Source organism: Promicromonospora sp. NPDC023987 (assembly GCF_040639055.1).
GTDB lineage: Bacteria > Actinomycetota > Actinomycetes > Actinomycetales > Cellulomonadaceae > Promicromonospora.
This window is the reverse complement of sequence record NZ_JBEZZF010000006.1, coordinates 15,929-42,260: the sequence shown is the minus strand read 5'-3', so window position 1 is coordinate 42,260 and position 26,332 is coordinate 15,929. Positions and strand designations below refer to the sequence as shown.

Annotated in this window: 25 protein-coding genes and 1 pseudogene; 15 read left to right on the top strand and 11 right to left on the bottom strand. The window is 71.3% G+C overall.

Annotated elements, in window-relative coordinates:
- The first annotated feature begins 161 nt into the window (after window positions 1–161).
- The 5 genes from gndA to zapE all read left to right on the top strand — a co-directional run bounded on the left by gndA (window position 162) and on the right by zapE (window position 5,323).
- Window positions 162–1,598: an NADP-dependent phosphogluconate dehydrogenase gene (gene gndA, locus AB0F40_RS04855; protein ID WP_357464772.1), complete on the top strand. Its 1,437-nt coding sequence runs from the start codon at window positions 162–164 to the stop codon at window positions 1,596–1,598.
- A complete protein-coding gene (locus AB0F40_RS04850; protein WP_357464770.1) occupies window positions 1,595–2,899 on the top strand; it encodes a carboxylate--amine ligase in 1,305 nt (434 codons plus the stop codon). The genes gndA and AB0F40_RS04850 overlap by 4 nt, the downstream gene beginning before the upstream one ends.
- A 200-nt stretch (window positions 2,900–3,099) precedes the next feature.
- Window positions 3,100–3,561, top strand: a complete 462-nt coding sequence (locus tag AB0F40_RS04845; protein WP_357464769.1) for a DUF805 domain-containing protein — start codon at window positions 3,100–3,102, stop codon at window positions 3,559–3,561.
- A gap of 14 nt (window positions 3,562–3,575) precedes the next feature.
- Window positions 3,576–4,223, top strand: coding sequence for a hypothetical protein (locus AB0F40_RS04840; protein ID WP_357464767.1), 648 nt, complete (start codon window positions 3,576–3,578; stop codon window positions 4,221–4,223).
- Between the two features lie 53 nt (window positions 4,224–4,276).
- Window positions 4,277–5,323 carry a cell division protein ZapE gene (zapE, locus tag AB0F40_RS04835; RefSeq protein WP_357464765.1) on the top strand — a complete coding sequence of 349 codons (1,047 nt, stop codon included), beginning with the start codon at window positions 4,277–4,279 and terminating at the stop codon, window positions 5,321–5,323.
- Between the two features lie 58 nt (window positions 5,324–5,381).
- Here the strand turns inward: zapE and AB0F40_RS04830 are convergent, their stop codons facing one another.
- From AB0F40_RS04830 to glgX, 4 genes are all read right to left on the bottom strand, one after another.
- Window positions 5,382–6,641 carry a carboxylate--amine ligase gene (locus AB0F40_RS04830; RefSeq protein WP_357464763.1) on the bottom strand — a complete coding sequence of 420 codons (1,260 nt, stop codon included), beginning with the start codon at window positions 6,639–6,641 and terminating at the stop codon, window positions 5,382–5,384.
- A gap of 58 nt (window positions 6,642–6,699) precedes the next feature.
- On the bottom strand, window positions 6,700–7,560 hold the full coding sequence (locus AB0F40_RS04825; RefSeq protein ID WP_357464762.1) for a PPK2 family polyphosphate kinase: 861 nt from the start codon (window positions 7,558–7,560) through the stop codon (window positions 6,700–6,702).
- A 56-nt stretch (window positions 7,561–7,616) separates the two neighbouring features.
- The gene (locus tag AB0F40_RS04820) at window positions 7,617–9,314 is read right to left on the bottom strand and encodes a hypothetical protein (protein WP_357464760.1); all 1,698 of its coding nucleotides are present in this window, start codon (window positions 9,312–9,314) and stop codon (window positions 7,617–7,619) included.
- 133 nt (window positions 9,315–9,447) lie between these two features.
- Window positions 9,448–11,586: a glycogen debranching protein GlgX gene (gene glgX, locus AB0F40_RS04815; protein WP_357464758.1), complete on the bottom strand. Its 2,139-nt coding sequence runs from the start codon at window positions 11,584–11,586 to the stop codon at window positions 9,448–9,450.
- Window positions 11,587–11,727: 141 nt separating this feature from the next.
- Here glgX and AB0F40_RS04810 point away from each other — a divergent pair, with 141 nt between their 5' ends.
- Window positions 11,728–11,973, top strand: a complete 246-nt coding sequence (locus AB0F40_RS04810; RefSeq protein WP_357464756.1) for a hypothetical protein — start codon at window positions 11,728–11,730, stop codon at window positions 11,971–11,973.
- Window positions 11,974–11,985: 12 nt separating this feature from the next.
- On the opposite strand, the gene AB0F40_RS04805 is transcribed toward AB0F40_RS04810, so the two are convergent.
- From AB0F40_RS04805 to AB0F40_RS04795, 3 genes are read right to left on the bottom strand one after another with little or no spacing between them, the layout of a single operon-like run.
- The gene (locus AB0F40_RS04805) at window positions 11,986–12,243 is read right to left on the bottom strand and encodes a hypothetical protein (protein ID WP_357464940.1); all 258 of its coding nucleotides are present in this window, start codon (window positions 12,241–12,243) and stop codon (window positions 11,986–11,988) included.
- A 40-nt stretch (window positions 12,244–12,283) separates the two neighbouring features.
- Entirely contained in the window at window positions 12,284–12,607 is a 324-nt protein-coding gene (locus AB0F40_RS04800; RefSeq protein ID WP_357464754.1) for a DUF2277 domain-containing protein, read from the bottom strand.
- Between the two features lie 18 nt (window positions 12,608–12,625).
- Window positions 12,626–14,074, bottom strand: coding sequence for an MFS transporter (locus AB0F40_RS04795; RefSeq protein WP_357464752.1), 1,449 nt, complete (start codon window positions 14,072–14,074; stop codon window positions 12,626–12,628).
- 114 nt (window positions 14,075–14,188) lie between these two features.
- On the opposite strand from AB0F40_RS04795, the gene AB0F40_RS04790 reads away from it, so the two are divergent.
- Both AB0F40_RS04790 and AB0F40_RS04785 read left to right on the top strand, forming a co-directional pair.
- A complete protein-coding gene (locus tag AB0F40_RS04790) occupies window positions 14,189–14,668 on the top strand; it encodes a MarR family winged helix-turn-helix transcriptional regulator (protein ID WP_357464750.1) in 480 nt (159 codons plus the stop codon).
- A 292-nt stretch (window positions 14,669–14,960) separates the two neighbouring features.
- The gene (locus tag AB0F40_RS04785) at window positions 14,961–15,233 is read left to right on the top strand and encodes a hypothetical protein (RefSeq protein WP_357464748.1); all 273 of its coding nucleotides are present in this window, start codon (window positions 14,961–14,963) and stop codon (window positions 15,231–15,233) included.
- A 6-nt stretch (window positions 15,234–15,239) separates the two neighbouring features.
- On the opposite strand, the gene AB0F40_RS04780 is transcribed toward AB0F40_RS04785, so the two are convergent.
- Entirely contained in the window at window positions 15,240–15,806 is a 567-nt protein-coding gene (locus AB0F40_RS04780) for a DUF6036 family nucleotidyltransferase (RefSeq protein WP_357464746.1), read from the bottom strand.
- Window positions 15,806–16,321, bottom strand: a complete 516-nt coding sequence (locus AB0F40_RS04775; protein ID WP_357464744.1) for a helix-turn-helix transcriptional regulator — start codon at window positions 16,319–16,321, stop codon at window positions 15,806–15,808. The genes AB0F40_RS04780 and AB0F40_RS04775 overlap by 1 nt, the downstream gene beginning before the upstream one ends.
- Window positions 16,322–16,445: 124 nt before the next feature.
- Here AB0F40_RS04775 and AB0F40_RS04770 point away from each other — a divergent pair, with 124 nt between their 5' ends.
- From AB0F40_RS04770 to AB0F40_RS04755, 4 genes are all read left to right on the top strand, one after another.
- A complete protein-coding gene (locus AB0F40_RS04770; protein ID WP_357464742.1) occupies window positions 16,446–17,135 on the top strand; it encodes a GntR family transcriptional regulator in 690 nt (229 codons plus the stop codon).
- Window positions 17,132–17,899, top strand: a complete 768-nt coding sequence (locus AB0F40_RS04765; protein WP_357464740.1) for a creatininase family protein — start codon at window positions 17,132–17,134, stop codon at window positions 17,897–17,899. Before AB0F40_RS04770 ends, AB0F40_RS04765 begins: the two co-directional genes overlap by 4 nt.
- Window positions 17,900–18,007: 108 nt before the next feature.
- Window positions 18,008–19,102, top strand: coding sequence for a poly(3-hydroxybutyrate) depolymerase (locus tag AB0F40_RS04760; RefSeq protein WP_357464738.1), 1,095 nt, complete (start codon window positions 18,008–18,010; stop codon window positions 19,100–19,102).
- A complete protein-coding gene (locus AB0F40_RS04755; RefSeq protein WP_357464736.1) occupies window positions 19,099–20,661 on the top strand; it encodes an AbgT family transporter in 1,563 nt (520 codons plus the stop codon). The genes AB0F40_RS04760 and AB0F40_RS04755 overlap by 4 nt, the downstream gene beginning before the upstream one ends.
- A gap of 227 nt (window positions 20,662–20,888) precedes the next feature.
- Here AB0F40_RS04755 and AB0F40_RS04750 read toward each other — a convergent pair whose 3' ends face one another.
- Entirely contained in the window at window positions 20,889–22,082 is a 1,194-nt protein-coding gene (locus AB0F40_RS04750) for an exo-alpha-sialidase (protein WP_357464734.1), read from the bottom strand.
- Window positions 22,083–22,183: 101 nt separating this feature from the next.
- Entirely contained in the window at window positions 22,184–22,639 is a 456-nt protein-coding gene (locus AB0F40_RS04745; protein WP_357464732.1) for a GNAT family N-acetyltransferase, read from the bottom strand.
- 156 nt (window positions 22,640–22,795) lie between these two features.
- Between AB0F40_RS04745 and AB0F40_RS04740 the strand changes: the two genes are divergently transcribed.
- The 3 genes and pseudogenes from AB0F40_RS04740 (at window position 22,796) to AB0F40_RS04730 (ending at window position 26,118) form a co-directional block, all read left to right on the top strand.
- Entirely contained in the window at window positions 22,796–23,752 is a 957-nt protein-coding gene (locus AB0F40_RS04740; RefSeq protein ID WP_357464730.1) for a DJ-1/PfpI family protein, read from the top strand.
- 188 nt (window positions 23,753–23,940) lie between these two features.
- Window positions 23,941–25,077, top strand: a pseudogene (locus AB0F40_RS04735) (glyceraldehyde 3-phosphate dehydrogenase NAD-binding domain-containing protein); the annotation flags it as partial.
- A 291-nt stretch (window positions 25,078–25,368) separates the two neighbouring features.
- A complete protein-coding gene (locus tag AB0F40_RS04730; RefSeq protein ID WP_357464938.1) occupies window positions 25,369–26,118 on the top strand; it encodes a recombinase zinc beta ribbon domain-containing protein in 750 nt (249 codons plus the stop codon).
- Window positions 26,119–26,332 lie beyond the last annotated feature (214 nt).

Below are 26,332 nucleotides of genomic sequence, written 5' to 3'. Positions count from 1 at the left end.
CTTCACGGTACGTCCGCGTCGCGTTCGCCAGGCGGAGGCGCGCGGCCGTCGCCAGATCGTGATCTGCGTCCCCCTGCGTTCTCGCGCGCTACTAGGCTGACGTGCGGGTCACGGCGCGCTGCGCGCATGCCGGCCCGTTCCCACGAAGAAGGAGCAAGAACGTGTCAGGCACAGCACAGATCGGCGTCACCGGACTGGCGGTGATGGGGCGCAACCTCGCGCGGAACTTCGCACGTCACGGCTACACGGTGGCGGTCCACAACCGTTCCTACGCGAAGACCGAGTCGCTCGTCACCGAGCACGGCAGCGACGGCGAGTTCATCCCGAGCGAGACGATGGCCGACTTCGTCGCGTCGCTCGAGCGGCCGCGCAAGGTGGTCGTCATGGTCAAGGCCGGCGGTCCGACGGACGCCGTCATCGACGAGCTGATCCCCCTCCTCGAGGAGGGCGACATCGTGGTCGACGCCGGCAACGCGCACTTCCCGGACACGATCCGGCGCGAGGCCGCCCTCAAGGAGCACGGCCTGCACTTCGTGGGCACCGGTGTGTCCGGCGGCGAGGAGGGCGCGCTGAACGGCCCGTCCATCATGCCCGGTGGCACGCCCGAGTCGTACGAGTCCCTCGGCCCGATCCTCGAGGACATCTCCGCGAAGGTGGGCGGCGTCCCGTGCTGCACGTACGTGGGCTCCGACGGCGCCGGGCACTTCGTCAAGATGGTGCACAACGGCATCGAGTACGCCGACATGCAGCTCATCGCCGAGGCGTACGACCTGCTGCGCCAGGGCCTTGGTGCCACGGCCGCGGAGATCGGCGAGATCTTCGCGCAGTGGAACACGGGCGACCTGGAGTCGTTCCTCATCGAGATCACCGCCGACGTGCTGCAGCACGTGGACGCCGAGACCGGCAAGGCGTTCGTCGACATCGTGCTGGACCAGGCGGAGCAGAAGGGCACGGGCCGCTGGACCGTGCAGAACGGCCTGGACGTGGGCGTGCCGATCACCGGCATCGCGGAGGCCACGTTCGCCCGCTCGCTGTCCGGCTCGGTGCCGCAGCGCACGGCGGGCCGCGCGGCGCTGCCCGCGCACGCGCAGGAGTGGGAGGTCAAGGACCGGGACGCTTTCGTTGAGGACGTCCGCCTGGCCCTGTACGCCTCGAAGGTCGTCGCCTACTCGCAGGGCTTCGACCAGATCGCGGCGGCCGCCGCGGAGTACGACTGGGCGATCGACCGCGGCGCGATGGCCCGCATCTGGCGCGGCGGCTGCATCATCCGCGCCCGGTTCCTGGACCGGATCACCGAGGCGTACGAGCGCGACGGCGACCTCCCGCTGCTGCTGGCGGACCCGTACTTCACCGACGCCGTCGCGAGCGGCCTGCCCGCGTGGCGCCGCATCGTGGCCGGCGCTGCCCAGAACGGCGTGCCCGCGCCGGCTTTCTCGTCGTCGCTGTCGTACTACGACGGCGTCCGAGCCGAGCGGCTGCCCGCCGCCCTGGTGCAGGCCCAGCGTGACTTCTTCGGCGCGCACACCTACAAGCGCGTCGACCGCGAGGGCACCTTCCACACCGAGTGGTCGGGAGACCGCACGGAGGCTGAGGCGTGACGGGTAACCCCGCGGAACAGGGGCGGACCGGCGCGGGCGGGGAGACTCCCGTCCCGGACCTGATGGTGGTGGGGGTCGGCGGCGACGTCGGGATGTATGCCCTCGTGCGTGCGTTCCACGAGCAGTACGGGACGCGCTCCGTGGTGCTGTCGAAGGTCGCCACCCGTGCGATGCAGGACTCGGCGATCGCGGAGAACGTGGTCGTGCCCGGTCTGGACGAGGTCGAGGTGTTCCTCTCGACGCTCGAGGGCATCGCGCAGCAGCACCGGGACAAGGTCCTGATCCTGCTGACGAACGCGGACTGGCACGTGCGCACCGTGATCCTGAACCGGGAGCGGCTGGAGGCGGCGGGCTACGTGACGCCGTACCCGTCGCTGCCGGTGCTGGAGCAGGTCAGCAGCAAGGAGGGCTTCGCGCAGGTGTGCGACCAGCTCGGCATCCCGACGCCGCGCACCGTGGCGGTCGACATCGCCAAGCTGGTGGCCGACGGCGGACGGGCCGCTGTGCCCGCCCTCGAGGTGGACCTGCAGTACCCCGTGGTCGGCAAGCCGTCCAACAGCGCCGAGTGGTACTACGTGGACTTCCCCGGCAAGGCGAAGATCCACCACCTCGACTCCCGCGCGGAGCTCGAGGAGGTGCTGGGCAACCTTGCCGACGCGCAGTTCCCCGGCACGTTCCTGGTGCAGGAGTTCATCCCGGGCGACGAGACGCAGATGCGGTCCCTGACCGCCTACCGCGACACGGCGGGGGAGGTGACGCTCCTGGCCACCGGCCGGGTGCTCCTGGAGGAGCACACGCCGGGCACGCTCGGCATCCCGGCCGCGATCCTGGTGGAGCCTTACGACGACGCCATGGAGGCGGCCACCCGGTTCCTGGACGCGACGGGCTACGTGGGGTTCGCCAACTTCGACTACAAGCTCGACCCGCGCACGGGCCGGCACGTGTACTTCGAGGTGAACCCCCGCATCGGACGGAACAACTACTACGTCACGGCGGGCGGGGCCAACGTGGCCCGCGTGCTGGTGGAGGACTGGGTGCTGCACCGGCCGATCCGCCCGGTGCGGGCCGTCCGCGACGTGCTCTACACGGTCGTGCCGTTCGGCCTGCTGTCCAAGTACGTCCTGGACCCCGAGCTCAAGACCCGGCTCAAGGCGCTCAAGGCCAGCGGCGACGTGATCAACCCCCTCAAGTACGACCGCGACTCCGGCCTCAAGCGCCGGCTCATCGTCGAGGCGATCACGCAGAACTACCGCCGCAAGTACGCCCAGTACTACCCGGAGCCCACGGCGACCGGGTACTGATCGGCTCTGGTCCGGCACCACCCGGACGTGCCGGACGCCCAGCTCACTCAGGTGACCTGGGCGTCCGGCACGTCCGGGGCCTTTTCGGCGATGGGTAGTTCTGCCCGTCCCAGCCCTTGTGCACCCCGCGAGTCACCGGGACAATATGTGAGCACTTGCTGGAGATTTCCGGCACGAACCGTGAGAGAGGTACTTTCCCGATGTCGTTCATCGAGTCGATCAAGACCGTGCTGTCCAAGTACGCGGTCTTCAACGGACGCGCCCGTCGCTCCGAGTACTGGTGGTACATGCTGGCGTACGGGATCGTCTACACGGTTCTCTATGTGGCGCTGGTGGCCCCCGGCCTGGCCGAGTATTCCGCGGCCACCTCGGAGTACCTGATGGCCGGCGACGCCGCAGCGCCGATGCCTGCCATGCCCGGCTCTCTGACGACCGGCTACATCATCCTGTCGATCGTCGGCCTCGCGCTCCTGCTGCCGACCCTCGGTGTGACCGTGCGCCGCCTGCACGACACCGGCAAGTCCGGCTTCTGGGTCCTGATCGGCCTGGTCCTCTTCGTCGGTCAGATCATCCTGATCGTCTTCACTGCCTCCAACGGCACCCCCGGCCCCAACCAGCACGGCCCTGACCCCAAGGCCGTGGCGCAGCCGCAGGCGGTCTGACCTAATCTGAGCGGATGAACAGCCCCCGCCCCGTCCTCGTCGTCGGGGCCAGCGGGTTCGTCGGCAGCCGGGTCGCACGCGGCCTGGCTGCCGGCGGCCGGCTCGTGCTCGCCTCCACGCGCCACGAGCTGCCCGACCGGGTCACGGTCCAGGCCGGGGTGGTGCCCGTCCGCAGCCCCGAGACGGCCGCCCTGCCCGACGCCGTCCGCGCCGCCTGCGCCCACGCCGGTGTCCCGCTGCCCGGGGCCGTCGTCGCCTCGATCGGCGGGTGGGACAAGGGCGGCACGCTCCTGGAGTCGGACCCGGACCACTGGTCCGCCACGCTGGCCTCCCACCTCACCGCCCACCTCGACGCCGCACGCGCGCTCGCGCCGCTGCTGGGGCCCGGCGACCCGTACGTCGTGCTCAACGGCGCGGCGTCCCGCGAGGCGATGGCCGGATCGGGCGCGATCAGCGTCACCGGCGCCGGGCTGGCCATGCTGGTCCAGGTGCTGCGGCTGGAGTCGACGGGTCAGAGGTTCCACGAGCTCGTCATCGACCACGCCGTCTCCGGCGACGGCCGCAACGAGGATCCCGCCCAGGTCCGGACCCCCGCGCAGGTGGTCCACGCCCTCTGCGAGCTTCTGGACGACCCCGCCGCCCCCGCCGTCCGACACGTGTGACGTTGCTCTCCAGGCACCCCCGGTGAGCGGCCGCGCCGGTAATCTCTTGCCTTGTGACGACCGCGACCACCACCGACAGCCAGACCGCGACGACCGCCCTGTGCGCCGTCCGACCGCACGTCCCTGTCGACCGGCTCGTCACCGATCTCGTGCCGCCGCGCCACTTCGCGAACGCCCGGTTCGCCACCTACCGCGCCAACCCGGCACATCCCAGCCAGGGCCGCGCGCTCGCCCGTTTGACGGAGATCGCCCAGGAGATCGTCGCCCCGCGGCGCGGCCTCTTCGCCCGCCGCAGGCCCGCGCCCGCCGTGTACCTGGACGGCGGCTTCGGCGTCGGCAAGACGCACCTGCTCACCTCGCTCGCCCACGCCGTCGGCGAGGCGCTCGGGCCGGAGAAAGCAGCGCACGGGACCTTCGTCGAGTACACCAACCTCGTCGGGGCGCTCGGGTTCCTCCCGACCGTCGAGGCCCTCGCCACCAAGAAGCTGGTCTGCATCGACGAGTTCGAGCTCGACGACGCGGGCGACACGACCCTCATGTCCCGCCTCATGCGCGAGCTCGCGGACCGCGGCGTCGCGCTCGCCGCGACGTCGAACACGCTGCCCGGCGCGCTCGGCGAGGGCCGCTTCGCCGCCGATGACTTCCAGCGCGAGATCAAGGCCCTGTCCGACCGCTTCGAGACCCTGCGGGTCGACGGCGAGGACTACCGCCACCGGGACGTCGTCACGGAGTCCGAGCCGCTGACCGACGGTGAGGCCGCCTCCGCCTCCGCCCGCCCAGGCGCCACCCTCGACCGGTTCGACGACCTGCTCGACCACCTCGCCACCGTGCACCCCAGCCGGTACGGCGCGCTGCTCGACGGTGTCTCCGTCGTCGCGCTGACGGGGGTGCACGCCGTGACGGCGCAGGACGTCGCGCTGCGCCTCGTGGTGCTCGTGGACCGCCTCTACGACCGGGACGTGCCGGTGCTGCTCGGCGGCTCGGGCGACACGCGAGGCCTCTTCACCGAGGAGATGCTCGCCGGCGGGTACCGCAAGAAGTACTACCGGGCGCTGTCCCGCCTGGGCGCCCTGGCCGAGGAAGGCCGCAAACTCGTCTGACGTCGCGGGGTCTCGACAGGCTCGACCAGCGGACGGCGGCTCGACCGGCGCGCCGCCGTCAGGCAACGTCACGCTCCGCGGACGCGAGGGGCTCCCCGGCCCCGGACCGTCCGGGCACGCCGCCCGGTTCCTGCAGCGGGTGGTGCTGCGCGAACTTGCGCACCTGGTTCAGCTCGGCGAGACGTACCCAGGCGTCCCGGCGCGGCGACAGGTCCCGGCCGTACTTCAGCGGGTGCACGACGCGGGCGCCGCGCACGGCGGCACGTACCGACTCGTCGTGCACGTACCTGTCCAGGAGGAAACCCGGGACTGTCCGGTACAGCACCTCCCGCGGCTCCATGAGCGGCCAGCGCCCGGTGAGGTGGTCCGCCATCCAGAAGGCGGCGGGGTTCAGCCCGCTCGCGGTCAGGTAGTAGTTGGACCGGCCGGTGCGCGGGTTCAGCTCCAGGAAGTGTCTGACGCCGGTACGCGGGTCCACCTTCACGTCGAAGTTGGCGAACCCCGTCCAGCCCAGGTGCTCCACGAGCCGGCGGGCGTCCGCCTCGACCTGCGCGAGCCGACCGGTGAGGATCGCCGCCGCGTTCCCCAGCGTTCCTGGCGTGTGCTCCTCGAGCAGCACGCGACCGCCCCACGCCATGCGCACCTTGCCCGCCTGGTCGGAGTACGTCGTCATGATCCGCATCTGCGAGTCGTCGCCCGGCACGTACTCCTGGACGATCATCGGCCTCCGGTACCCCGCGTCGCCGGCCGCGTCCAGGAGCGCGGCCAGCTCGGTGCGGTCCCGCACCAGGTGCACCTTCGCCTTGCCGCGGAACGACACCTGGCGCCAGGCCGTGTTGTCGCCCGGCTTGGCGATCACCGGGAAGCGCAGGTCCAGGTCCCCCACCGCCTCCCCGCCGTCGCGCACCTCCGTGCGCGGGTGCGGGACCCCGATCTCGCGGCACAGCTCCGAGAACCGCCGCTTGTCCATCACGCGGTCGAGCAGGCCGACCGAGGGGTAGGGGACGACCGCCACGTCCGACAGGCGCTCGCGGTGCTCCGCGAGGGCCCGTACGTACCAGTCCACGCAGGTGAGCGCCATGACCGGGCCCGGGGCGGTCGCCGCGAGCCGACGGATCAGCTCGACCATGACGGCGGGGTCGTCGAGGCGCGGCTCGACGACGTTCCGGATGATCGTGGAGTGTGCGACGTTGGGCGTCGGCCGGACGGACACGACGGTCGACCGGACGCCGTAGCGTTCGTGGAAGGCGCGAGCGAGACTGTAGGCGCCGGCGTCGCCACCGAGGATGACCGGGTGTACCGCTGCGTGGTTCCTCATGCCAGTAAGACGGGTGCCGGACGGGAAATGTTGTGTCCCCGAGCGGGTGAACTGCAGGTCAGCTCGCCGCGAGGCGCGCCTTCTCGGTCTCGACGTCGAAGTCGGCGGGCGGCCAGCCCAGTTCCAGCGACCGCAGGGCGCCGGTCAGCAGCTCGGTGACCGCCAGCCGCGCGTACCACTTCCGGTTCGCCGGCACGACGTACCAGGGCGCCACGTCGGTGGAGGTGCGGTCCAGCATCTCCTGGTACGCCTCGATGTACTGCGGGAGCTTCGAGCGGACGTCGATGTCGCCCGGGTCGTACTTCCAGTGCTTGTCCGGCCGTTCGAGCCGCTCGGCCAGCCGCTCCTTCTGCTCCTGGGCCGACACGAAGAGCGCCACCTTCACGATCAGCGTGCCCGACGCCGCCACCTCGGCCTCGAACTCGTTCAGCTCGCGATAGTGCTTGCGCCAGGTCTTCTGCGGTTCGAGCCGGTTCACGCGGACCACCAGGACCTGCTCGTGGTGCGACCGGTCGAAGACACCGAGGTAGCCGGGGCGGGGGAGCGCGTTGCGGATCCGCCAGAGGTAGCCGTGCTCCTGCTCCTCCTCTGTCGGCACGCCGAACCCCGTGTGCTGCACACCCTGCGGGTCCACCATGCCGACGACGTGCCGCACGATCCCGCCCTTGCCGGCCGTGTCGAGGCCCTGCAGCACCAGCAGCACCGACCGGTCGCCGCCGGTGCGGCCGTGCGCGAAGAGGCGCTCCTGCAGGTCGGCGAGCTCCGGGGCGCGGGCCGCCATCAGCTCCTCGCCGTCCCGCCGCTTGCCGGCCCAGCCGGGCGTGGCGGACTCGTCGAGGGCGTCCAGGTCGGTGCCGCGTACCCAGCGCAGAGCCTCGTGGGCCGGGGTCTGCCACAGCTTCTCGGGCTTCTTCGCCATCGCCTGCCTCCTTCGGGGGACCGGCACGCGCCGGCCCCACGACTCAGGCTCCCAGGTCAGCTCTCCGCGCGCAGCACGGCGGTCATCCGGGGCGGCACCGTGAGGGTGTCGCCCACCAGGCGTGTCGCGCCAGGCTCCCAGGCGGCGGCGAGCCGGAACGCCGCGGGCGGCGGCGCCTTGCTCCCACTCTCGGCGGGGCGCAGCAGGCTCCCCAGGCGCAGGGCCGCGAGGCCGTGGCCGGTGTTGAGCACGAACGCCAGGCTGCCGCGCAGGACCGCGATGACGGAGCGGTCGGCCGTGGAGCGGATCTCCAGCGGCAGGTCCAGCTCGTCGGCCACGCTCAGGCGGATGGCGACCAGCTCGCGCGCCCAGCGGGCCAGCCGCTGATCGTTCTCGTTGCGCGGGACCACCGGCACGTGCACCGTGTCGAGCACGAGCGGGTTGCCCGCGAGGAGGACGGTGGCGAGCACGCTGGCCCGGATGTCGACGTCGTCCACGCCGAGGAGGGCCGTCGCGGGGCTCTCCTCGCCCGCCCACGGTGCGGTGAGCTGGGCGGCGGGGAGCCGGGTGATGTCCTCGACGACGCTCGCGCCGGCCCGGACCCGGTTGCGGCGCCCGCCGTTCTGGCGGGTCGCGCGGCGCACCGAGGGGTGCACCAGGTCGGCGAGCATCTGCAGCGCCTGGATGTCCTCCGACCGGCCGGGCCCGGACAGGATGCGGAGCAGGATGGTCGTCAGCCGGTCGCTCCGGCCGGGACCGTCGACGAGCAGGCTGAAGCGGCGCTCGAGCTGTTCGCCCATGCCGACCACGTAGTCGGCGAGCTCGCCGAGGAACGGCGTGGGCGAGCGGTCGACGAGCGCGTCGACGTCGAGCACCAGGCCGTCCACGTGGTACTCCCGCAGCCAGTGCCGCGCGTCGTCGACGAGGAAGTCGCGCGGGCCGCGGCTGCCGCTGCCGTCGAGGTTGATGCGGTCGCCCACGAAGTCGGTGCGGACCGTCGGCGCGGACGGGACCTTGCCGGCCCGTGTGCCGATCGACGGCACCTGCCCCGTGCGGAGCTGGATGGGGCCGGTGCGGGGGCGGTCCAGCGGCACCTGACCGGTCCGTGGGCGCATCGCCTGCAGGGCGTGCTCGCCGGCGTCGCCGACGTCGGGGCGCGGGGCGCGCACCCGGCCGGCCCCGCCCGTGAGGTAGGGGCCGTAGGCCTCCAGCCCGAGCTCGTCGGCCACCGCCCAGCGGTAGGGGATGTCCAGCACGACGGCGAGGCCCGCCGCGTGCGCCGCGTCGACGAACCGCTGGAGCGCGCGCGGGCCGCCGTACGGCTCGTGCACGGAGTAGAGGCGCACGCCGCGCGCCGGGCCCAGCGCCGGGTCGAACGCGGCGACGGGTGCGAGCTCGACGCCGTGCAGCCCGAGCTCCGCCACCCGGGGCAGGAGCGCCGCCGCGGCGTCCAGGGTGCCCTCCGGGGTGAACGTCTCGACGTCGACGTGCATGAGGACACCCGTGGAGAGGTCGGGCGGCGACCACGTGCCGTCGGTCCACTCGAAGGCCGGGTCGAAGACCCGGGTGGGTCCGTGGATGCCCTGCGGCAGCCACACGCTGCGCGGGTCGGGCAGCAGCGGACCGCCGTCGACCGAGTAGCCGTAGTCGGTGCCGTGCCCGAGCACCCTGTCGGCCCCCCAGTACCCGGGCTCGCCCGCGCCGACGAGACGCAGCGGCATGTGCTCAGGCTCTTCGTAAGGGTCGTAGGGCACGAGCACCTCGATGATGCGTGCGCGCGGGGCCCACACCACCGGTCTTGGCCCTGGCACAGGCATGTCAGGCCCTGGTCGGGGCGGCGGTGTGGTTCCCCCGGTTCCACTCCTCGGTCCGGTCACGGCGGACAGCCTAGCCCCGTGTCGCGGGTGGGCGGGTCAGCACCACGACACTGTGGCCCGTCACGGTGAGGCTGGTGCCCGCGTCCAGCACCGTTCCCGGCTCCGCGCTGCCGTCGGTGTCCAGCACCACCGTCCACGCCGTCCCGTAGGAACCGGGCGGCAGGGTGAAGCCCAGCTCGCCGGAATGGGCGTTGAGCAGCAGGAGGAACGAGTCGTCGACGACCGCCTCACCTCGTCCGCCGGTCTCGGTGATCGCGTCCCCGTTCAGGAAGACGGCCACCGTCCGGGCGTACGACTGGTGCCAGTCCGTGTCGTCCATCCGGGCGCCGGTCAGGTCGAGCCACTCGATGTCGGCCGGACCGTCGGCGGCCTCCGACCCCACCTTCCCGTCGAAGAACCGGCGGCGGTGCAGGATCGGGTGGTCGCGACGCAGCCGGACCGCGTGGCGGGCGAACGCCAGCAACGCCGCCCGCTCGTCGTCCAGCTCCCAGTTCATCCAGGCGAGCTCGTTGTCCTGGCAGTAGGCGTTGTTGTTGCCCTCCTGGGTGCGCCCGATCTCGTCGCCGTGCGCGATCATCGGCACGCCCTGGCTCAGCATGAGCGTCACCAGCAGGTTGCGGCGCTGGCGGGCGCGCAGCTCGCGCACCTCCGGGTCGTCGGTGGGCCCCTCGACGCCGCAGTTCCAGGACCGGTTGTGGTTCTCTCCGTCCTTGTTGCCCTCGCCGTTGGCGTCGTTGTGCTTCTCGTCGTACGAGGTGAGGTCCGCGAGCGTGAAGCCGTCGTGGGCCGTGACGAAGTTGATGGAGGCGCTGGGCAGCCGGCCGCTGTGCTCGTACAGGTCGCTGGACCCGGTCAGCCGGGAGGCGAACTCGGGCAGCGTGGCCGGCTCACCGCGCCAGAAGTCGCGGACCGTGTCCCGGTACCGGCCGTTCCACTCGGTCCACAGGGGCGGGAAACCGCCCACCTGGTACCCGCCGTCGCCCAGGTCCCAGGGCTCCGCGATCAGCTTGACCTGGGAGATCACCGGGTCCTGGTGCACGATGTCGAAGAACGCGCTCAGCCGGTCGACCTCGTGGAACTGGCGGGCCAGGGTGGCCGCCAGGTCGAAGCGGAAGCCGTCGACGTGCATCTCCTCCACCCAGTACCGCAGCGAGTCCATGATGAGCTGCAGCACGGCGGGGGAGCGCATGAGCAGCGAGTTCCCTGTGCCTGTGGTGTCGAAGTAGTGCGCGTCGTCGCCGTCGACCAGCCGGTAGTAGGCGGCGTTGTCGATGCCGCGGAAGCCCAGGGTCGGGCCCAGGTGGTTGCCCTCGGCGGTGTGGTTGTAGACGACGTCGAGCAGCACCTCGATGCCCGCCTGGTGCAGCGCCTTGACCATGGCCTTGAACTCCATGACCTGCTCACCGCGCCGGCCGTAGCCCGCGTAGCCGTTGTGCGGTGCGAAGAACCCGATGGTGTTGTAGCCCCAGTAGTTGCTCAGGCCCTTGGCCGCGAGCGACGGGTCGGTGACGAACTGGTGCACCGGCATGAGCTCGATCGCGGTGACGCCGAGCTTGGTCAGGTGCTCGATGACCGCGGGGTGGGCCAGTCCCGCGTACGTGCCGCGCAGCTCGTCGGGGACGTCCGGGTGGCGCATCGTGAGGCCCTTGACGTGAGCCTCGTAGATCACGGTCTCGTGGTATGGCGTGGCCGGCGGGCGGTCGTGGCCCCAGTCGAAGAACGGGTTCACGACCACGGAGACCATGGTGTGGCCGAGGGAGTCCGAGGGCTCCGGCGTGGTGCCCGTCGTGGCCTGGTCCACGTCGGAGAACGGGTACGAGAACAGGGACGGGTCCCCGTCGAGGTCGCCGTCCACCGCCTTGGCGTACGGGTCCAGCAGGAGCTTGGCCGGGTTGCAGCGGTGGCCCGACGCCGGGTCGTACGGCCCGTGCACCCGGTACCCGTACCGCGTCCCGGGGCCGACGCCGGGCAGGTAGACGTGCCATACGTGCGCGTCGGTCTCGGTCACCTCGATGCGGGTCTCGGTGTCGTCGTCCGCCAGCAGGCAGAGCTCGACCCGCTGCGCGACGGACGAGTAGAGCGTGAAGTTGGTGCCCGTACCGTCGAACGTCGCGCCGAGGGGGTAGGGGCGCCCTGGCCAGGTCTGCATCGGACGATCATCACACCCCTGCGGGGTACGTGGGGGGAGATGTGCGTGGTGGGCGTGCCGTCGTCGTGGAGGCTTGGCGGTGATGCAAAATACTGTGCCAAGCGGATGCGCCGAGACCCGGCGATCTGCGAGAATGGGCCGATGATCACGGGGGAACCCCAGCCCGCCAGCGACACTGTCGATTCCGGTCCGACCGACCTGGTCGACGAGTCGAATGCTTCGTACGCCCACATCGCGCCGCCGGCCCACCGCCGCGCCGCAACCCGCCGCGGCCTGCTCGGCGGCGGAGACGTCTCCAAGGCACCGCGCAACCTCGCCGGCTGCGAGCTCGACCCCATCTCGGGATCGTCCAGCGGGGTGTCCTGGGACGACCCGGAAGAGCTCTGACGACCGACCTCTTCAGCGGGGCAGCCGCCCCGGGTCGACGGGGATGATGCGGGGCATGCCAGCGGGCGCCACCTGGCTCAGCGCCAGGTAGCGGGCCTCGGCCCGGTGCAGACGGATGTGCTCGTCGAGCGACCACTGCGGCCCGTTGGTCAGCGTCATGCCGCACGAGCAGTCGATCTCCGCCCGGTCGCCGGGCAGGCTCCGCACCAGTCCAACGGTGACGTGGGAGGCGCGGGCATCGGCCTTGGCGCGGTGCATCGCGGCGCTCACGGGGGCGTGTTCGGTCACGCGGGCCAGGTTAGCCGCCCGGTCAGTGCGTGTGCGCGATGCCCAGCTCGTGCATCCGCTCGTGCTCCTCGCGCTCCTTGATGCGCTGCGCGATGCGCTCCTGGACCTCCGCGCGGCGCAGCGGCGGCACCGTCTTCGGCGGCTGGCGGCGTTCGGGCAGCGCGTCGAGCAGGCGCGTCACGATGTCGGTGATCTCCTGCGTGGCCTGCTCCACCGGCTCGCGCGTGGCGTCGCTGACCTTCGTCACGCCGGTGACCTTGCGCACGAACTGCAGGGCGGCCGCGGTGATCTCTTCGTCGGTGGCGGGCGGTTCCAGCCCCCGGAGCGTCGTGATGTTTCGGCACATGCTCCGACGGTACGCCGCTCAGCGGCCGTCCGGCAGGCCCTTCGGCACCGGGATGGCCGCCGCCAGCGCGGCCGCGACGATCGCCACGCCGCAGCCGAGCAGCAGCGCCACCCGGAACCCGGACTCGGTGGGCAGGGTGTGGTCGCCGTACGTCGTGCTCATCCGCGCCAGGACCACGCCGATCACGGCGGCCGACGTCGACGTGCCGATGGAGCGCATGAGCGCGTTGAAGCCGTTCGCCGCAGCCTTCTCGTCGGCGGGGACGGAGCCGAGGATGAGCGCGGGCATGGCGCCGTAGGCGAACCCGACGCCCGCCGAGGCGACGAACGCCGTGGCGGCGAGGCCGACGAGGCTGTCCATGGCGAGCGCGGACAGGCCGTAGCCGAGCGACATGATGAGACCGCCGAGGACGAACGTCGTCTTGGGCCCCCGCGCGCGGGTGATGCGGGCGCCGACCGGCGACATGAGGGTCATGGCGATGCCGGCAGGCGCCATCCAGAGGCCCATCTGCAGCATCGACTGGCCGAGGCCGAACCCGGTCTCCGCGGGTGCCTGCATGAGCTGCGGCAGGATGAGCGACTGCGCGTACATCGCGAAGCCGACCAGGACCGAGGCGAGGTTGGTGACCAGCACGGCGGGACGTGCGGTGGTGCGCAGGTCCACGAGAGCGCCCGGCGTGCGCAGCTCCCACCAGCCCCAGACGAGGAGCACCACGGCCGATCCGCCGAACAGGGCGAGCACGAGCGGGCTGGCCCAGCCCCACTCCGCACCCTTCGAGACGGCGAGCAGCAGGGCGACGAGGCCGGCGCTCAGGCCGAGCACCCCGACGTAGTCGAACGGGGTACGGACCCGGACTCGCGCGGCGGGTGAGGGGACGGCCCGCCAGATGGTCACGGCCATCAGGACGGCGCAGACCGTGATCAGCCAGAACAGGATGCGCCAGCTCGCGAACTGCGCGACGCCCGCGGCGAAGGGCAGGCCGAAGGCGCCGCCGATCCCGAGCGACGAGCTCATCAGGGAGATCGCGCCCGCCGTGCGCTCCTTGGGCAGCAGGTCATGGAGCATGCTGATCCCGAGCGGGATGAAGCCGGTGGCCAGGCCCTGCAGGCCGCGTCCGGTCACCATCACGGGCACGGTGGTCGCCAGGGCGCAGACCGCCGAGCCGACGGCGAGCGGCACCAGGGAGATCAGGAGCATCTTCTTCTTGCCGTACAGGTCCCCCAGCCGGCCCGCGACGGGGGTCGAGACGGCGGCGACGAGCAGCGTGACCGTGATGATCCAGGACGTGTCCGACGCCGGGGCGTCGAAGATGGCCGGCAGGGTCGCGATGATCGGGACCACGAGGGTCTGCGTCATCGCGACGACGATCCCCCCGACCGCCAGGACGGCGACTATGCGGTTCGGGGGGACCGGTGTGGCGGAACCGCCGTCCGGCAGGGGGGCGGGGCGGGACGAGGTGGTCGTCACGAGGCTCCTCGAGATAGTTGCTGTGCATCATGCACATTAGGCCTTCGGGCTCAGGGTGCCATATCTTGTGCATGATGCATAGCGCCGTCGGCGCGTGCGACCCGGAGGTAGCCGATGACGTCCCCGATCAACCGGATCGAGTACGAGGCCATGCTGTTCGGCCGCCACCTCGCCATGCTGCCCGCCGGCCGCTCGCGCCGGCAGGGCAGCCTGCTCGACCAGAGTGCGTACACCCTGCTCAGCCTGCTCGACGCCGGCGGGCCGGCCAGCCTGGCCGAGCTCGCGGTCGCCACCGGTCTCGACGTCTCCACGCTGAACCGGCAGACGGCCGCGCTGCGCCGCTCGGGTCTCGCGGAGCGCTTCGACGACCCGGACGGCGGGCAGGCGCGCAAGCTCCGGCTGTCGGACGACGGGCGCCGGCTGCTCACCAAGGAACGCTCGGAGAGTCAGGAGCTGCTCGCCGACGTGCTCAGCCACTGGCCGGAGCGGGACCAGGCGCAGCTCGCCGAGCTCCTGGCCCGGTACAACCGGGCGATCGAGGAGCGGTCCGGGAGGCACTGGCCGCGGCCGGCTCGCGACGAGGGAGGGGCTTGATGCGGTACTCGGTGAACGTCCCGAACTTCGGCGACTTCGCCGACCCCCGTGTCGTCGCGCGGGTGGCCCGCGCCGCCGAGGAGGCCGGGTGGGACGGCCTGTTCGTCTGGGACCACGTCGTGCACAGCAAGCTCGCGCGGCAGGTGGCGACGCTCGACGTCGTCAGCGGCGGCCGGGTGGTCTTCGGTGCGGGGCTCGGTGGGCCCGTCCAGGACGAGTTCGGCAGCTTCGGCGACGCGGGTTCTGGCCGAACCGTCGGCCGTTCCGGCGCGCGGCACGGTGGGATGGTGTCGTGCCGCTGTTCGCCTCCGGGCACGGCGTGCCGCCGACGCCGGACGAGGTGCGCCAGGTCGCCGCGTACGTGGCCACCCACCGGGTGGCGGGCGGCCCGTTCGACGTCGTGGTCGGCGGGTCGACGACACCGCAGCTGGCGGCCGACGTCGTCGTGCCGCTGGTTGAGGCGGGGGCTACCTGGTGGGACGAGCGTGGGCTGTACGAGTCGCCGGACCTGCACTCGCTCGGGCCGGTGCTGCGCCGGGTGGAGGCGGGGCCGCCGCGCCCCTGAACTGCATCAGTGCAACCAGGGAGACAACCACGTGCGAGCACGTTCCGCACTCTCGAGGTGCGGTTCCGGCACGTCGGCCAGGAGCTTCGCGATGTTGGCAGCATCGACCAGTCCGGCGTCGAGCAAGGCGCCGACGAAGTTGCGGTCCTTCTCCCGCAATGCGCAGAGCTTCGCCACGCAGAGGTCCTCAGCGGACAGGCACCAACCCGTGAACTGCGGCTCGCCGGACAATGCCGCTGTGTTCCGGTTCTGAACCTTGACGAGCCGATCGCGCCATCCGTCGGGCAGGATTGCGGTCGTCAGATCCACGCCGTCGATGCTGAACCCGTGAGATTCTTCGAACGGCGAGAGCTCGCCTGCGACTCCCTCGATCTTGTCAGCGAGTCGTTCCGTCTCGTCGTTGTCGTCAGCGATCGGCAGGACATCGATCTCTACCGACATCGTTGCCTGCGGTGGCAGGTCTTCCTCCCGGAACGTGCCGAGGATCGCCTGGGAACCGACGACAATGATCTCGGGATGTTCAATGATCTGGCACGCGGTGCGGATGGCGTGCTCAAGCTGGTCGCGGCGCATCAGCTCGCCAGACCCAGGACGTCAAGACGTTCTTCCTGGGTCAGGACTCCGGACATGGGTGAGACTTCCCGCATCTCCACGCTGTCGCGGTCCAGGCCAGTCAGTACCCGGTGTATTCCGAGCAGATCATCGTCGTCGACCAGCCGCTGCCAGCGATCAATGTTCTTCAGATGCGGCTGACCGGTGACGTGGTCGCGGAGGCGATCCAGGTTCCGAAGCATGATCGGTCGCCACGTGCGCAGCGTCGTTCCGTCCAGTCGTCGCGAGATCTCCCGGTGCAGCCGCCACGACCGCTCCTCAGAACGCCGTAGCCCCGGTCGTACCGGCTTCCGCACGACCTCGAGCCGGTAGCCCATGCAAGACAGCAACCGGTCGAGCATGCGATCGCTCAGGTCGACACGCCCCGACAGGAACTGGCTGATGCTGGGTTGACGTACCCCGCTGATCAACGACAGGTCGGATTGTGTGGTGCCGGTTTCCCGCATCACGTCACCCAGGAGCTCCCCACGGTTCATGGGCTGATCATAGCAGCCAGTGCTATATCGTCCGCTCCCGAGCGGCCTCGCCGGCGGCGCTCTGGACCGGCACTTCCCGCGGCGCGCCTTGACGGAAGAATCACTAAGTGATTTAGTCACTTGTATGACTCAAGGTAGAGCCTCCTTCTCCGAGCAGCTCGCTGACGACATCGTCCAGCTGATCCGCTCCGAGAGCCTCGGACCGGGCGACGCGCTCGAGTCCTCACGCGACCTGGCCAAGCGGTTCGCCGTCACCACCCCGACCGTCCGCGAGGCCCTGCGGCGGCTCGAGGCCACCGGCGTGGTCGAGCTGCGGCACGGCTCCGGCACGTACATCGGCCCAGGACTTCAGCGGTCGGTCCTGGCCAACCCGCACCGGCCGCACATCACGCGCGCGTCGGTCATCGAGCTCGTCCAGGCCCGCCTGGTCATCGAGCCCGGCATCGCCGCACTGGCCGCGAGCGCGTGCGACGCCGCCGGGCTGCAGCGTCTGGACGCCGCCACGGCGACGGCGCTGCAGCCGCCGGTGCACGGGTTCCGTCCGGCGCTGAACTTCCACGTGGAGCTGGCTGCGGCGTCGGGCAACAACCTGCTGCGCGAGACCGTGGAGGCGCTGCTGCACGTGCGGGCCTCGGAGCAGACCGAGATCCGGTTCCGGTACGACGACCGCCGGCGGGACCACGCCGAGCACATCGAGATCCTGGCCGCGGTGCGCGACGGCGACGGTGCGGCGGCCGAGCGTCTCACCCGGACCCACCTGACCACGATCCGGGAGTCGCTCGAGACGGCGGACTTCGGCGGTGCGTCGTCATGACCGCGCCGGACCGCCTCGCGGAGATGACGACGGCGGAGGCCGCCGACGCCGTGGCCCGGGGCACGATCGTGCTGATCCCGGCAGGTGCCCTGGAGCAGCACGGCCCGGGCATGGCGCTGGGTACCGACCTGGTGCGGGCCGAGGCAGTCGTGGCGCAGGTGGCCGCGAACCTGGCCGGCCGCGTGGTGGTCGGCCCGTCGATCCCCGTCGGGGTGTCGCCGCACCACATGGCGTTCCCCGGCACGGTGACCCTCACGACGGGAACGTTCGCCGCCGTCGTGCGGGAGTACGTGACGAGCCTGCACCGGCACGGCTGGACCCGGTTCCTGGTCGTCACCGGGCACGGCGGCAACAACGCGACGCTGACCACGGTGGCGCAGGACCTCCTCGTGTCGCACCCTGGCGTCCAGCTCGCCTGGTCGCCCCTGACCTCGCTGGCGAGCGACGCCGTCGCCGCCATGGACCCCAGCGCCGTCACCGGGCACTCCGGTGAGGCCGAGACCGCGCAGATGCTGCACATCGCACCGCACCTGGTGCACACCGACCGCCTCGAGCCGGGCACCACCACCCCGGACCAGCTCGACGGCGTCTCCCGGACCGCGCGGCACCACGCGCAGCCCGCGCTCACCCTCCCGTACGACCGGCTCAGCGCGAACGGTGTGCTCGGCGACCCGCGCCGGGCCACCGCTGAGGACGGCGCCGCGATCGTGAAGGCCATTGTCGGCCGCATCACCACGTTCCTCGAGGAGTGGCTGGCCGCATAGGCCCGGCTCCCGCACACCCACCCATACCGAACCCTCGACGCACCTGGCCCGCCAGGTGTCCGTTCCGTCATGCCCGCACCCGCGGGCGGGCACTGAGAAAGGACTCGCATGTCAACGACGACAGCATCATCCGCCCACGGCGGCGCAGGAGGCGCCCGCCGGCGGCTCGGCCGCCGTGCCGCGCTCCTCACCGCGCTGGCGCTCGCGGCTTCGGGCGTGGCCGGCCCGGTCGGCGCCACCACTGTGTCCGCGGCCCCGGCACTGCCCGGCGCGGCGACCCAGCACACTGGCGCGGCCGCCCCGGCCGCCGTCGACCACCCGGTGCGTTCCGCCGGGTGCGGGACCGACCCGGGCCAGGAGCCCGGGACCAGCGTGCTGCGCACGCTCACCAGCGACGGGCGGGAGCGGAGCGTGCAGCTGCACCTGCCCGACGGGTACCGCAGCGACCGCGCCTGGCCGGTGGTGCTCGTGTTCCACGGCCGTGGCAACACGGGTGCCGGCACGGAGGCGTTCGCCGGGCTGGACGCCCTGCCCGCGATCGTGGCCTACGGCAACGGCGTGGTCGGCACCGGGGACGGCGACCGGCAGGCCTGGGAGGGCGCGCCCTACTCGGCGCCAGGGGTCGACGACGTCGCCTATACGGACGACCTGCTGGACACCCTCGAGTCGGACCTGTGCGTGGACACGCGCCGGGTGTACGCCACCGGCAAGTCCAACGGCGGAGGGTTCGCCGGCATCCTGGCGTGCGAGCTCTCGGACCGGGTCGCCGCCGTCGCGCCGGTGGCCGCGGCGTTCTACGGGACCGGCCACCCGGACTGCGCCCCGCAGCGCCCGGTGCCCGTCATCGAGCTCCACGGCACCAACGACGTGACCATCCCGTACGTCGGGGACGTCGACCGCGGCCTGCCCGCCATCCCGCACTGGGCCGGCGAGTGGGTCGGTCGCAACGGGTGCACCACCGGGCCAGAGGTCGAGGCGACCGCCGACGACGTGACCACGTACCGCTGGACCGACTGCGCCGCCGGCGCCGAGGTCACGCAGGTGGCCGTGCTCGGCGGCGGTCACACGTGGCCGGGTGAGGACAGCTACTCCGGCGGCGGGTACGCCACGCACAGCATCGAGGCCCACGAGGTGATGTGGGAGTTCCTGCGGGACGAGCGCCTGCCGGTCCGGTTCCTCGACGCGCAGGGGGCGACGTCATGACCACCACGTCCAGGCCCGGCACCGCCGGGGGTCCCGGGACCGAACCGGACCGTCTCCCACGCGTCCTCCGCGCCCTCGCCGTCGTCGAGCGCCTCGGCAACGCGCTGCCGCACCCGTTCTGGCTGTTCTGGATCCTTGCGGCGATCCTCGGCGTGGCCAGCGCCGTCCTCGCGGCCACCGGCGTCTCCGTGGTCTCGCCCGCCGACGGCGAGGAGGTGGTGGTACGGAACCTGTTCAGCGGCGAGGGGCTCGCGATGGCCGTGGAGACGGCAGTCGACAACTTCGCCGGGTTCGGCCCGATGGGCACCATCGTCGCCGTCATCATGGGCGTCGCGATCGCGGAGCGCACCGGCTTCCTTGCGGCGGCCATGAAGGTCTCGGTGTCCCGCGTGCCGGTGTCGTGGGTGGTGTTCGCCGTCGCCTTCGCGGGCACCGTCTCGCACGTCGCGAGCGCCGCCGCGTACATCATCCTGGTGCCGCTGGGCGGGCTCGCGTTCCGGGCGGTGGGCAAGTCGCCGATCCTCGGCATCGTCGTGGCCTACACGTCGATCGCGTCCGGCTACGACGCGAGCCCGATCCCGACGCCGAACGACGCGATCTTCGCCGGCATCACCACCGAGGCCGCGCGGATCATCGACCCGTCGGCCTACGTCTCGCCGGTCAGCAACTGGTTCTTCAACATCGCGTCGTCGCTGCTGCTGGCGACCGTGATCACCCTGGTGACGAAGCTGGTCCTGGCCAAGCGTCCCGACCTCGACGCCGACCCGGACGCCAACCTGGACGACGTCGCTACCCTCGAGCTCACACCGCGGGACCGGTCGGCGCTGCGCCTGGCCATGCTGGCCGGGGTCGTCGCGCTGGCCGTCATCGCCGCGGCGGTGCTGCCGCCGTCCTCCCCGCTGCGGGGTGAGGACGGGAGCCTCACCGAGTCGCCGTTCCTCGGCGGGATCGCTGCCGTAGTGGCAGTCATGTTCGCCCTGGTCGGGACGGTCTACGGGATGCGGTCCGGGTCGATCGCCAAGGCCGCGGACGTGCCGAGGCTGATGGCGGAGGGCGTGCGCCAGATGGCGCCAGTGCTGGTGCTGTTCTTCGCGATCGCCCAGTTCCTGCAGTACTTCACGTGGACCCGCATCGGCGACGTCATCGCCGTGAACTCTGCGAACGCCCTGGAGACCACCGGGGTGCCGATCTGGATCGTGTTCCTGGGGATCCTGGCGCTGCTGTCCCTGGTCAACGTGCTGGTGACGAGCGGTTCGGCGATGTGGGCCATGGCGGCGCCCGTCGTCGTGCCGATGCTCATGCTGCTGGACGTGCCGGCGGAGACCACCCAGGCACTGTTCCGCATCGCCGACTCGGGGTCCACGGCGATCACGCCGATGAGCCCGTACTTCATCATGGCGCTCGGGTTCCTGCAGCGGTACCGCAAGGACGCCGGCATCGGCACCCTCGCCTCGTACACGCTGCCGCTGGCCGTCTGCATGACGGTCGCCTGGACGCTGCTGTTCTTCGCCTGGTGGGCGCTCGGCATCCCGCTCGGGCCGGGTGCGCCGGTGCGCTGACGGGGTCGGGCAGGGCTCGCGGCCCTGACTCGGCGTACCAGGTACGCCGCGTCAGGGCCGCGGGCCGGGCCGGCTGTGCTGGCCGGGCCGGCTGTGCTGGCCGGGCCGGCTGTGCGGGCCGGGCCGGCTGTGCTGGCCGGGCCGGTCGCGCTGGCCGGGCCGGTCGCGCTGGCCGGGCCGGTCGCGCTGGCCGGCCGGTCGCGCTGGCCGGTCGGCTGGGCCGGAGGTCAGTCCGGCAGGCCGGCGACCGCGAAGTAGGTGGTGCAGGTGCCGCCCTCCGCGTCGTACCCGGTCGCCAGCTCGAGCAGCTCGTCCCGCTCGGGCATGGCCAGCAGGCTCGAGCTGTAGTTGGGGCAGTAGTTGTTCCACGGCTCGAAGATCCGGACCGGGGCGTCGGCCGTGCTCCAGGGGGACTCCGGCGCCGCGTCGTTGGTCATGATCGTCGACCCGTTGCCCGGCTGCACGGTCCCGTCGGCGCCGTACAGCATCTGTCCGACGCCGAGCAGCCGCCCGTCGCCGGTGCCATCGTTGTACCAGCTGATCGTCGGGGCGTGCCGGAAGTGGGTGCCGTCGACGGTGCGCACCGGGTTGCCGAGGTGGTCGGCGGGGCCCCAGCTGACGCCGTCGGGCGACCGGCGGGTCAGGTGCCGGCAGTCCTGGCCCGGGCCGCAGATCTCGTAGCTCATCAGGTACGTGCCGCTGGGCAGCCGGCGGACCACCGGCATCCCGGGGCGCAGCGCCGGGTCCTGCGCCGCGACGACGTTCTCCAGCGGTGACCAGCTCACCCCGTCCGGCGACGTCGCCTGCACGATCGTCTGGCTGTGCGTCGGCTGCTGGTTCTCGTCGGAGACGTAGAGCACCAGGTCGCCGTCGGGCGAGACGGTGAACTCCGGCTCCCACAGCCCCTTGGTGCCGGCAGCCGTGGCCGCGGTGGACACGTACTCCCAGGTGCGGCCCTGGTCCTTGCTGGCCCAGATCGGCAGCGTCATGCGGCGGGTGGCCGGGTCCGCCTCCTGGCCCACCGACGCCGACCAGAGCAGCGTGCCGGCCGCCAGGTCGCCCACGCGCTGGGGCAGCTCGTACAGCGTCGAGCAGCACAGCCCCTCGGCGGCGCCCGGGTCGGAGACCGTACCGATCCGGTCGAACGTGCGGCCGTCGTCGGTGCTGGAGAAGATCGCGCCGTGCCCGGCGCCGCCGGCGAAGGTGACGGCGCTGGCGATGATCGTGCCGTTCGCCTCGCCGGAGTGCTCCAGCCGGATGACGCGCGGGTAGAGGGCGGGGCCGTCCATCAGCCGCGTCCCGTTCTCCGCTCCTCCCGGCGGCGCCGCGGTGGGGCCGTCGGCGGTCGCGGGCGCGACGGCGGTGGCCAGCGTGAGGGCGGCGAGCGCCAGGACCGTGAACAAGCGTCGTGCAGCTGACATGCGTGTCACCTCTCGGATCGGCTCTGATCTCGAACAGTGGGTGGGTCGGCCCGTCGTCGACGGGCGACCGCCGCCACCGTAGGTGCCGGATCACGTGTGAGTCAACGTTGCATCAGTCCGTTGCGCAGCGAGAACCCCAGCCGTTCGTAGAACGGCACCGCCGCGTCCCGGGCGTCCAGCGTGAGCTTGCGGACGCCCAGGCTGTCGGCCGCCGCGCAGATCGCCTCCATCAGCAGGCGCCCGATGCCGCTGCCCTGGTGCTCCGGCAGCACGAAGACGCTCTGCACGTCGCCCGAGCGACGCACGAGGTCTCCGGGGTTGGGCGCCCGCTCGAACACCGCCAGCCACGCCATCCCGACCAGCTCGCCCTCCAGGACGGCGATCTGGCAGACCGACCGTTCGCCGCGCTCCTCCATCCACCGCCGGAGCGCCCTGGCGAACTCCAGGGCCTCGTCGTCGCGCGGTGTGCGGTCGGGGACCGCCCAGCGCCAGCGCAGTGCGGCCAGCGCGGGAGCGTCGTCGGGCGTCGCGGATCTGACGACGAGGTCTGGTGCCATGGCGCCAGCCTGGCACGGGCGGCGGCGGGACGTGAAGGTCCGCCGCGACCATGCGATCAGGCCTGGTTCCGGGCCGTGGACCAGGCCTGATCGCATTCTGGAGGCGGACCATCGGGGCGGACCATCGGGTCGGGCCGGCGCATAGAATCAGTTTCTGTGAGCTTGGTGCAGGCGGGGAACCATCAGGTCGCCGTGCTGGTGCTCGAGGGCGCCAAGCCGCTCGACGTCGGCATCCCCGCGCAGGTGTTCTCCAACCGGCCGAGCATGCCCTACGAGGTACGGGTCTGCGGTGCCGAGCCCGGGCTCGTGACGGGCGGGGACGGGCTCTCGTACCACGTGGCCGAGGGGCTGGACGCCCTGGAACGTGCCGACACCGTGTTCGTCCCCGGCTACCGGACGCCGGCTGCCGCGGACCCGCCCGCCGTCGTCGTCGACGCGCTCAAGCGAGCCCACGCCCGCGGGGCCCGGCTCGCCGCCATCTCTACCGGAGCGTTCGCGCTGGCCGCGACGGGCCTGCTCGACGGCAAGCGGGCGACCACCCACTGGCACTACACGAGGGCGCTCCGTGCGCGCCATCCGCTCGTGCAGGTGGACGAGAACGTGCTGTTCGTGGACGAGGGCGGCGTGCTGACGTCGGCGGGCGCGGCGTCCGGCATCGACCTGTGCCTGCACCTGGTGCGCCGCGACCACGGCGTCGGGCTGTCCAACCACGTGGCCCGGCGGCTGGTGGCCGCGCCGTACCGCAGCGGGGGACAGGCACAGTACGTACCGCGCAGCGTGCCCGAACCGCTCGGTGACGTGTTCGCCGACACGCGCGCGTGGGCGTTGGAGCACCTGGCCGAGCCGCTGACGCTCGCGGCCCTCGCCCGCAACGCGCGGGTCTCGGCGCGCACCTTCTCGCGGCGGTTCGTGGAGGACACCGGCTACACGCCGATGCAGTGGGTGCTCCGGGCCCGGGTGGACCTGGCGCGGGAGCTGCTGGAGCGCAGCGACCTCGGCGTCGAGCAGGTAGCGCACCGGGTGGGGCTGGGCACCGCTGCCAACCTGCGCCTGCACTTCCACCGGATCCTTGGCACGTCGCCGACGGAGTACCGGCACACGTTCTCGGCCTGAGAAGTCATGTTGGTCGGACTTGTCGAGACCTCGGGCCCGGTCTCGAGGTCTCGACAAGCTCGATCAGCGGTGGGCGACCAGCGGTGGCGAGATCCTTGCGGGCAGTGGCGACATGTCGGGCGTGATACTTGCGCACCATGGCGTTCCAGCCGCTTTCGGTAGCGCGCCGGCCCGCCGACCATGGAGCTATGACTCGCATCGCCATCAATGGCTTCGGCCGCATCGGCCGCAACTCCCTCCGCGCCCTGCTCGAACGGGACAGCGACCTCGACGTCGTCGCGATCAACGACCTCACCGCCCCGGACGCGCTCGCGCACCTGCTCAAGTACGACAGCGCGCTCGGCCGGCTCGGCCGCTCGGTCGAGGTCGACGGTGACGAGCTCGTCGTCGACGGCCGCAGGATCAAGGTGCTCGGTGAGCGCGAGCCCGCCAAGCTGCCCTGGGCGGAGCTCGGCGTCGACCTCGTGCTCGAGGCGACCGGCCGGTTCACCTCGGCCGACGCCGCCCGCGCGCACCTCGACGCCGGTGCGCGGAAGGTGCTCGTCAGTGCGCCCTCGGCCGGCGCCGACGTCACGCTCGCCTACGGTGTGAACACGGACGTCTACGACCCGGCTCGGCACGTGATCGTCTCGAACGCCTCGTGCACCACGAACGCGCTGGCCCCGCTGGCCTCCGTCCTGGACGACCTGGCGGGTATCGAGCACGGCTTCATGACCACCGTCCACGCCTACACGCAGGAGCAGAACCTGCAGGACGGACCGCACCGGGACCTGCGCAGGGCCCGGGCGGCCGCGGTCAACATCGCGCCGACGACGACGGGTGCGGCCAAGGCGATCGGCCTGGTGCTGCCGAACCTGAACGGCAAGCTCTCGGGCGAACCACTGTGTGCTTAACTCCGGTACATGCGAACCGTAATCTACGTCAGGCTCAGTGTCCATCGTGGGGCAACCGACCCGAGCACATCGCCTGAGGGGCAGGAAGCCGCGTGCCGTGCGCACTGTGCGGCTCAGGGCTGGGACGTGGGCGATGACGACGTCGTGCGCGACCTGGATGTCTCCGGCGCTGCGGGGCTCGACCGGCCAGGGTTGCAGCGGCTGCGGGAGATCGGGGCACAGCGAGTTGTGTTCCTCAAGTTGGACCGGATAAGCCGCAACGTCGCGGATTTCCACGCGCTGTCCAAGGAATTCACGCTTGTGTCCGTGAAAGACAACTTGGACCTTGGCTCTGCCACTGGCCGGTTCGTCGCCACGATCCTTGCGGCGTTCGCCGAGATGGAACGCGAAATGGTCCGTGAGCGCGTCAAGGATGCGCGGGCTGTGCTCCACTCTCAGGGACGTTTCGCGGGCGGGCGTATCCCACATGGCTATCAGGTGGTGGACAACCCGAACGGCAATGGCAAGGTCCTTGCGCCACACCCTGATGAGGCTGCCCTGTGGGCAACTGTCGCAGAGGGCATCGTGGCGGGTCGCTCATTGCGCGCACAGACGCGTTACCTGATCCACAAGGGCATCACCGGGCGTAAGGGTGAGGCGCTAGTGGCGTCCACGGTGCGTGAGGTATTGCTAGGTGAAGCCATCGTTGGCCGAAAGCACGGTGTCCAGATCTACGAACCGGCAATGGACCTGGAACTCTGGGCAAGGCTGCGTAGCGTGTTCGATGCCCGCAAGTTGCCTGAGGGGCGTAGGCGCGGGAAGAACCTACGAATGCTTGCGCCCGTGATGACGTGCGCGACGTGCGAAGCGCCGATGTGGATGTCGTCGGACCGGGGCAAGTTGTTTGCCCGCTGCTCAACGAACATCCACAAGTTGCGTGTTGATGACAAGTGCCCCACACCGGCATCGGTGAAGTACGACAACCTAGAAGCTTTGGTGCTCGACCTTATCGAGGATGAGGCCAAGGAAAGGCCCGTAGTCGTGATGCAGCGGCCAGGCAGTGACCCTATGGCGGTGCGTTCGGCAGAGGATGCCCTGGAAGCCGCACAGGCCCGTCTGAGGGCCGCACAGACCGAGGAAGAGGAAGCGGACGCACTCTCGTCCAGGCGGGCAGCACGGGCCACCCTGGAAGCCCTGAGCAACGCCACAGGTGCCCCGGTGCTGAGGCTCACGGGTGAGCGCGTGTGGGATGTGCTCATGGGGGAGGACATCGACGCTGCGGCCAGGGCAATGCAGCAGGTACTAGACCGGGTAGTGGTGACTCCGGGTGGCGGCAGGGGCCGCAAGACCCTTGACCCTGCCCGCGTGTCCCTGGAATGGGCCGACTACGTAGAGCCTGGCCCGACCAAGCCCAGGACTCTCACGCGCGGCGGAAAGATCGTGAACCAAGCCGAACTGGACCGCTACGCCCAGGCAACGGCAGAGGGCGTTTAAACGCCAACCTAAGGACTTAGGCTCTTAGGCTCTTAGGCTCGGTCCGCGCGGACAGATTCGGGGGAGCCCCTATATATAGCCAAATACTCTCTCTTTTTTATTGCCGATGTCCGTTTCGTCCCACCTAGGTCCAGCCTAAGCCGACTTAGGCAGCCTAAGTGAGCCTAAGTGATTTGAGCGTGTAAACGCACCCCCCGCAACCACATTGTGTCGA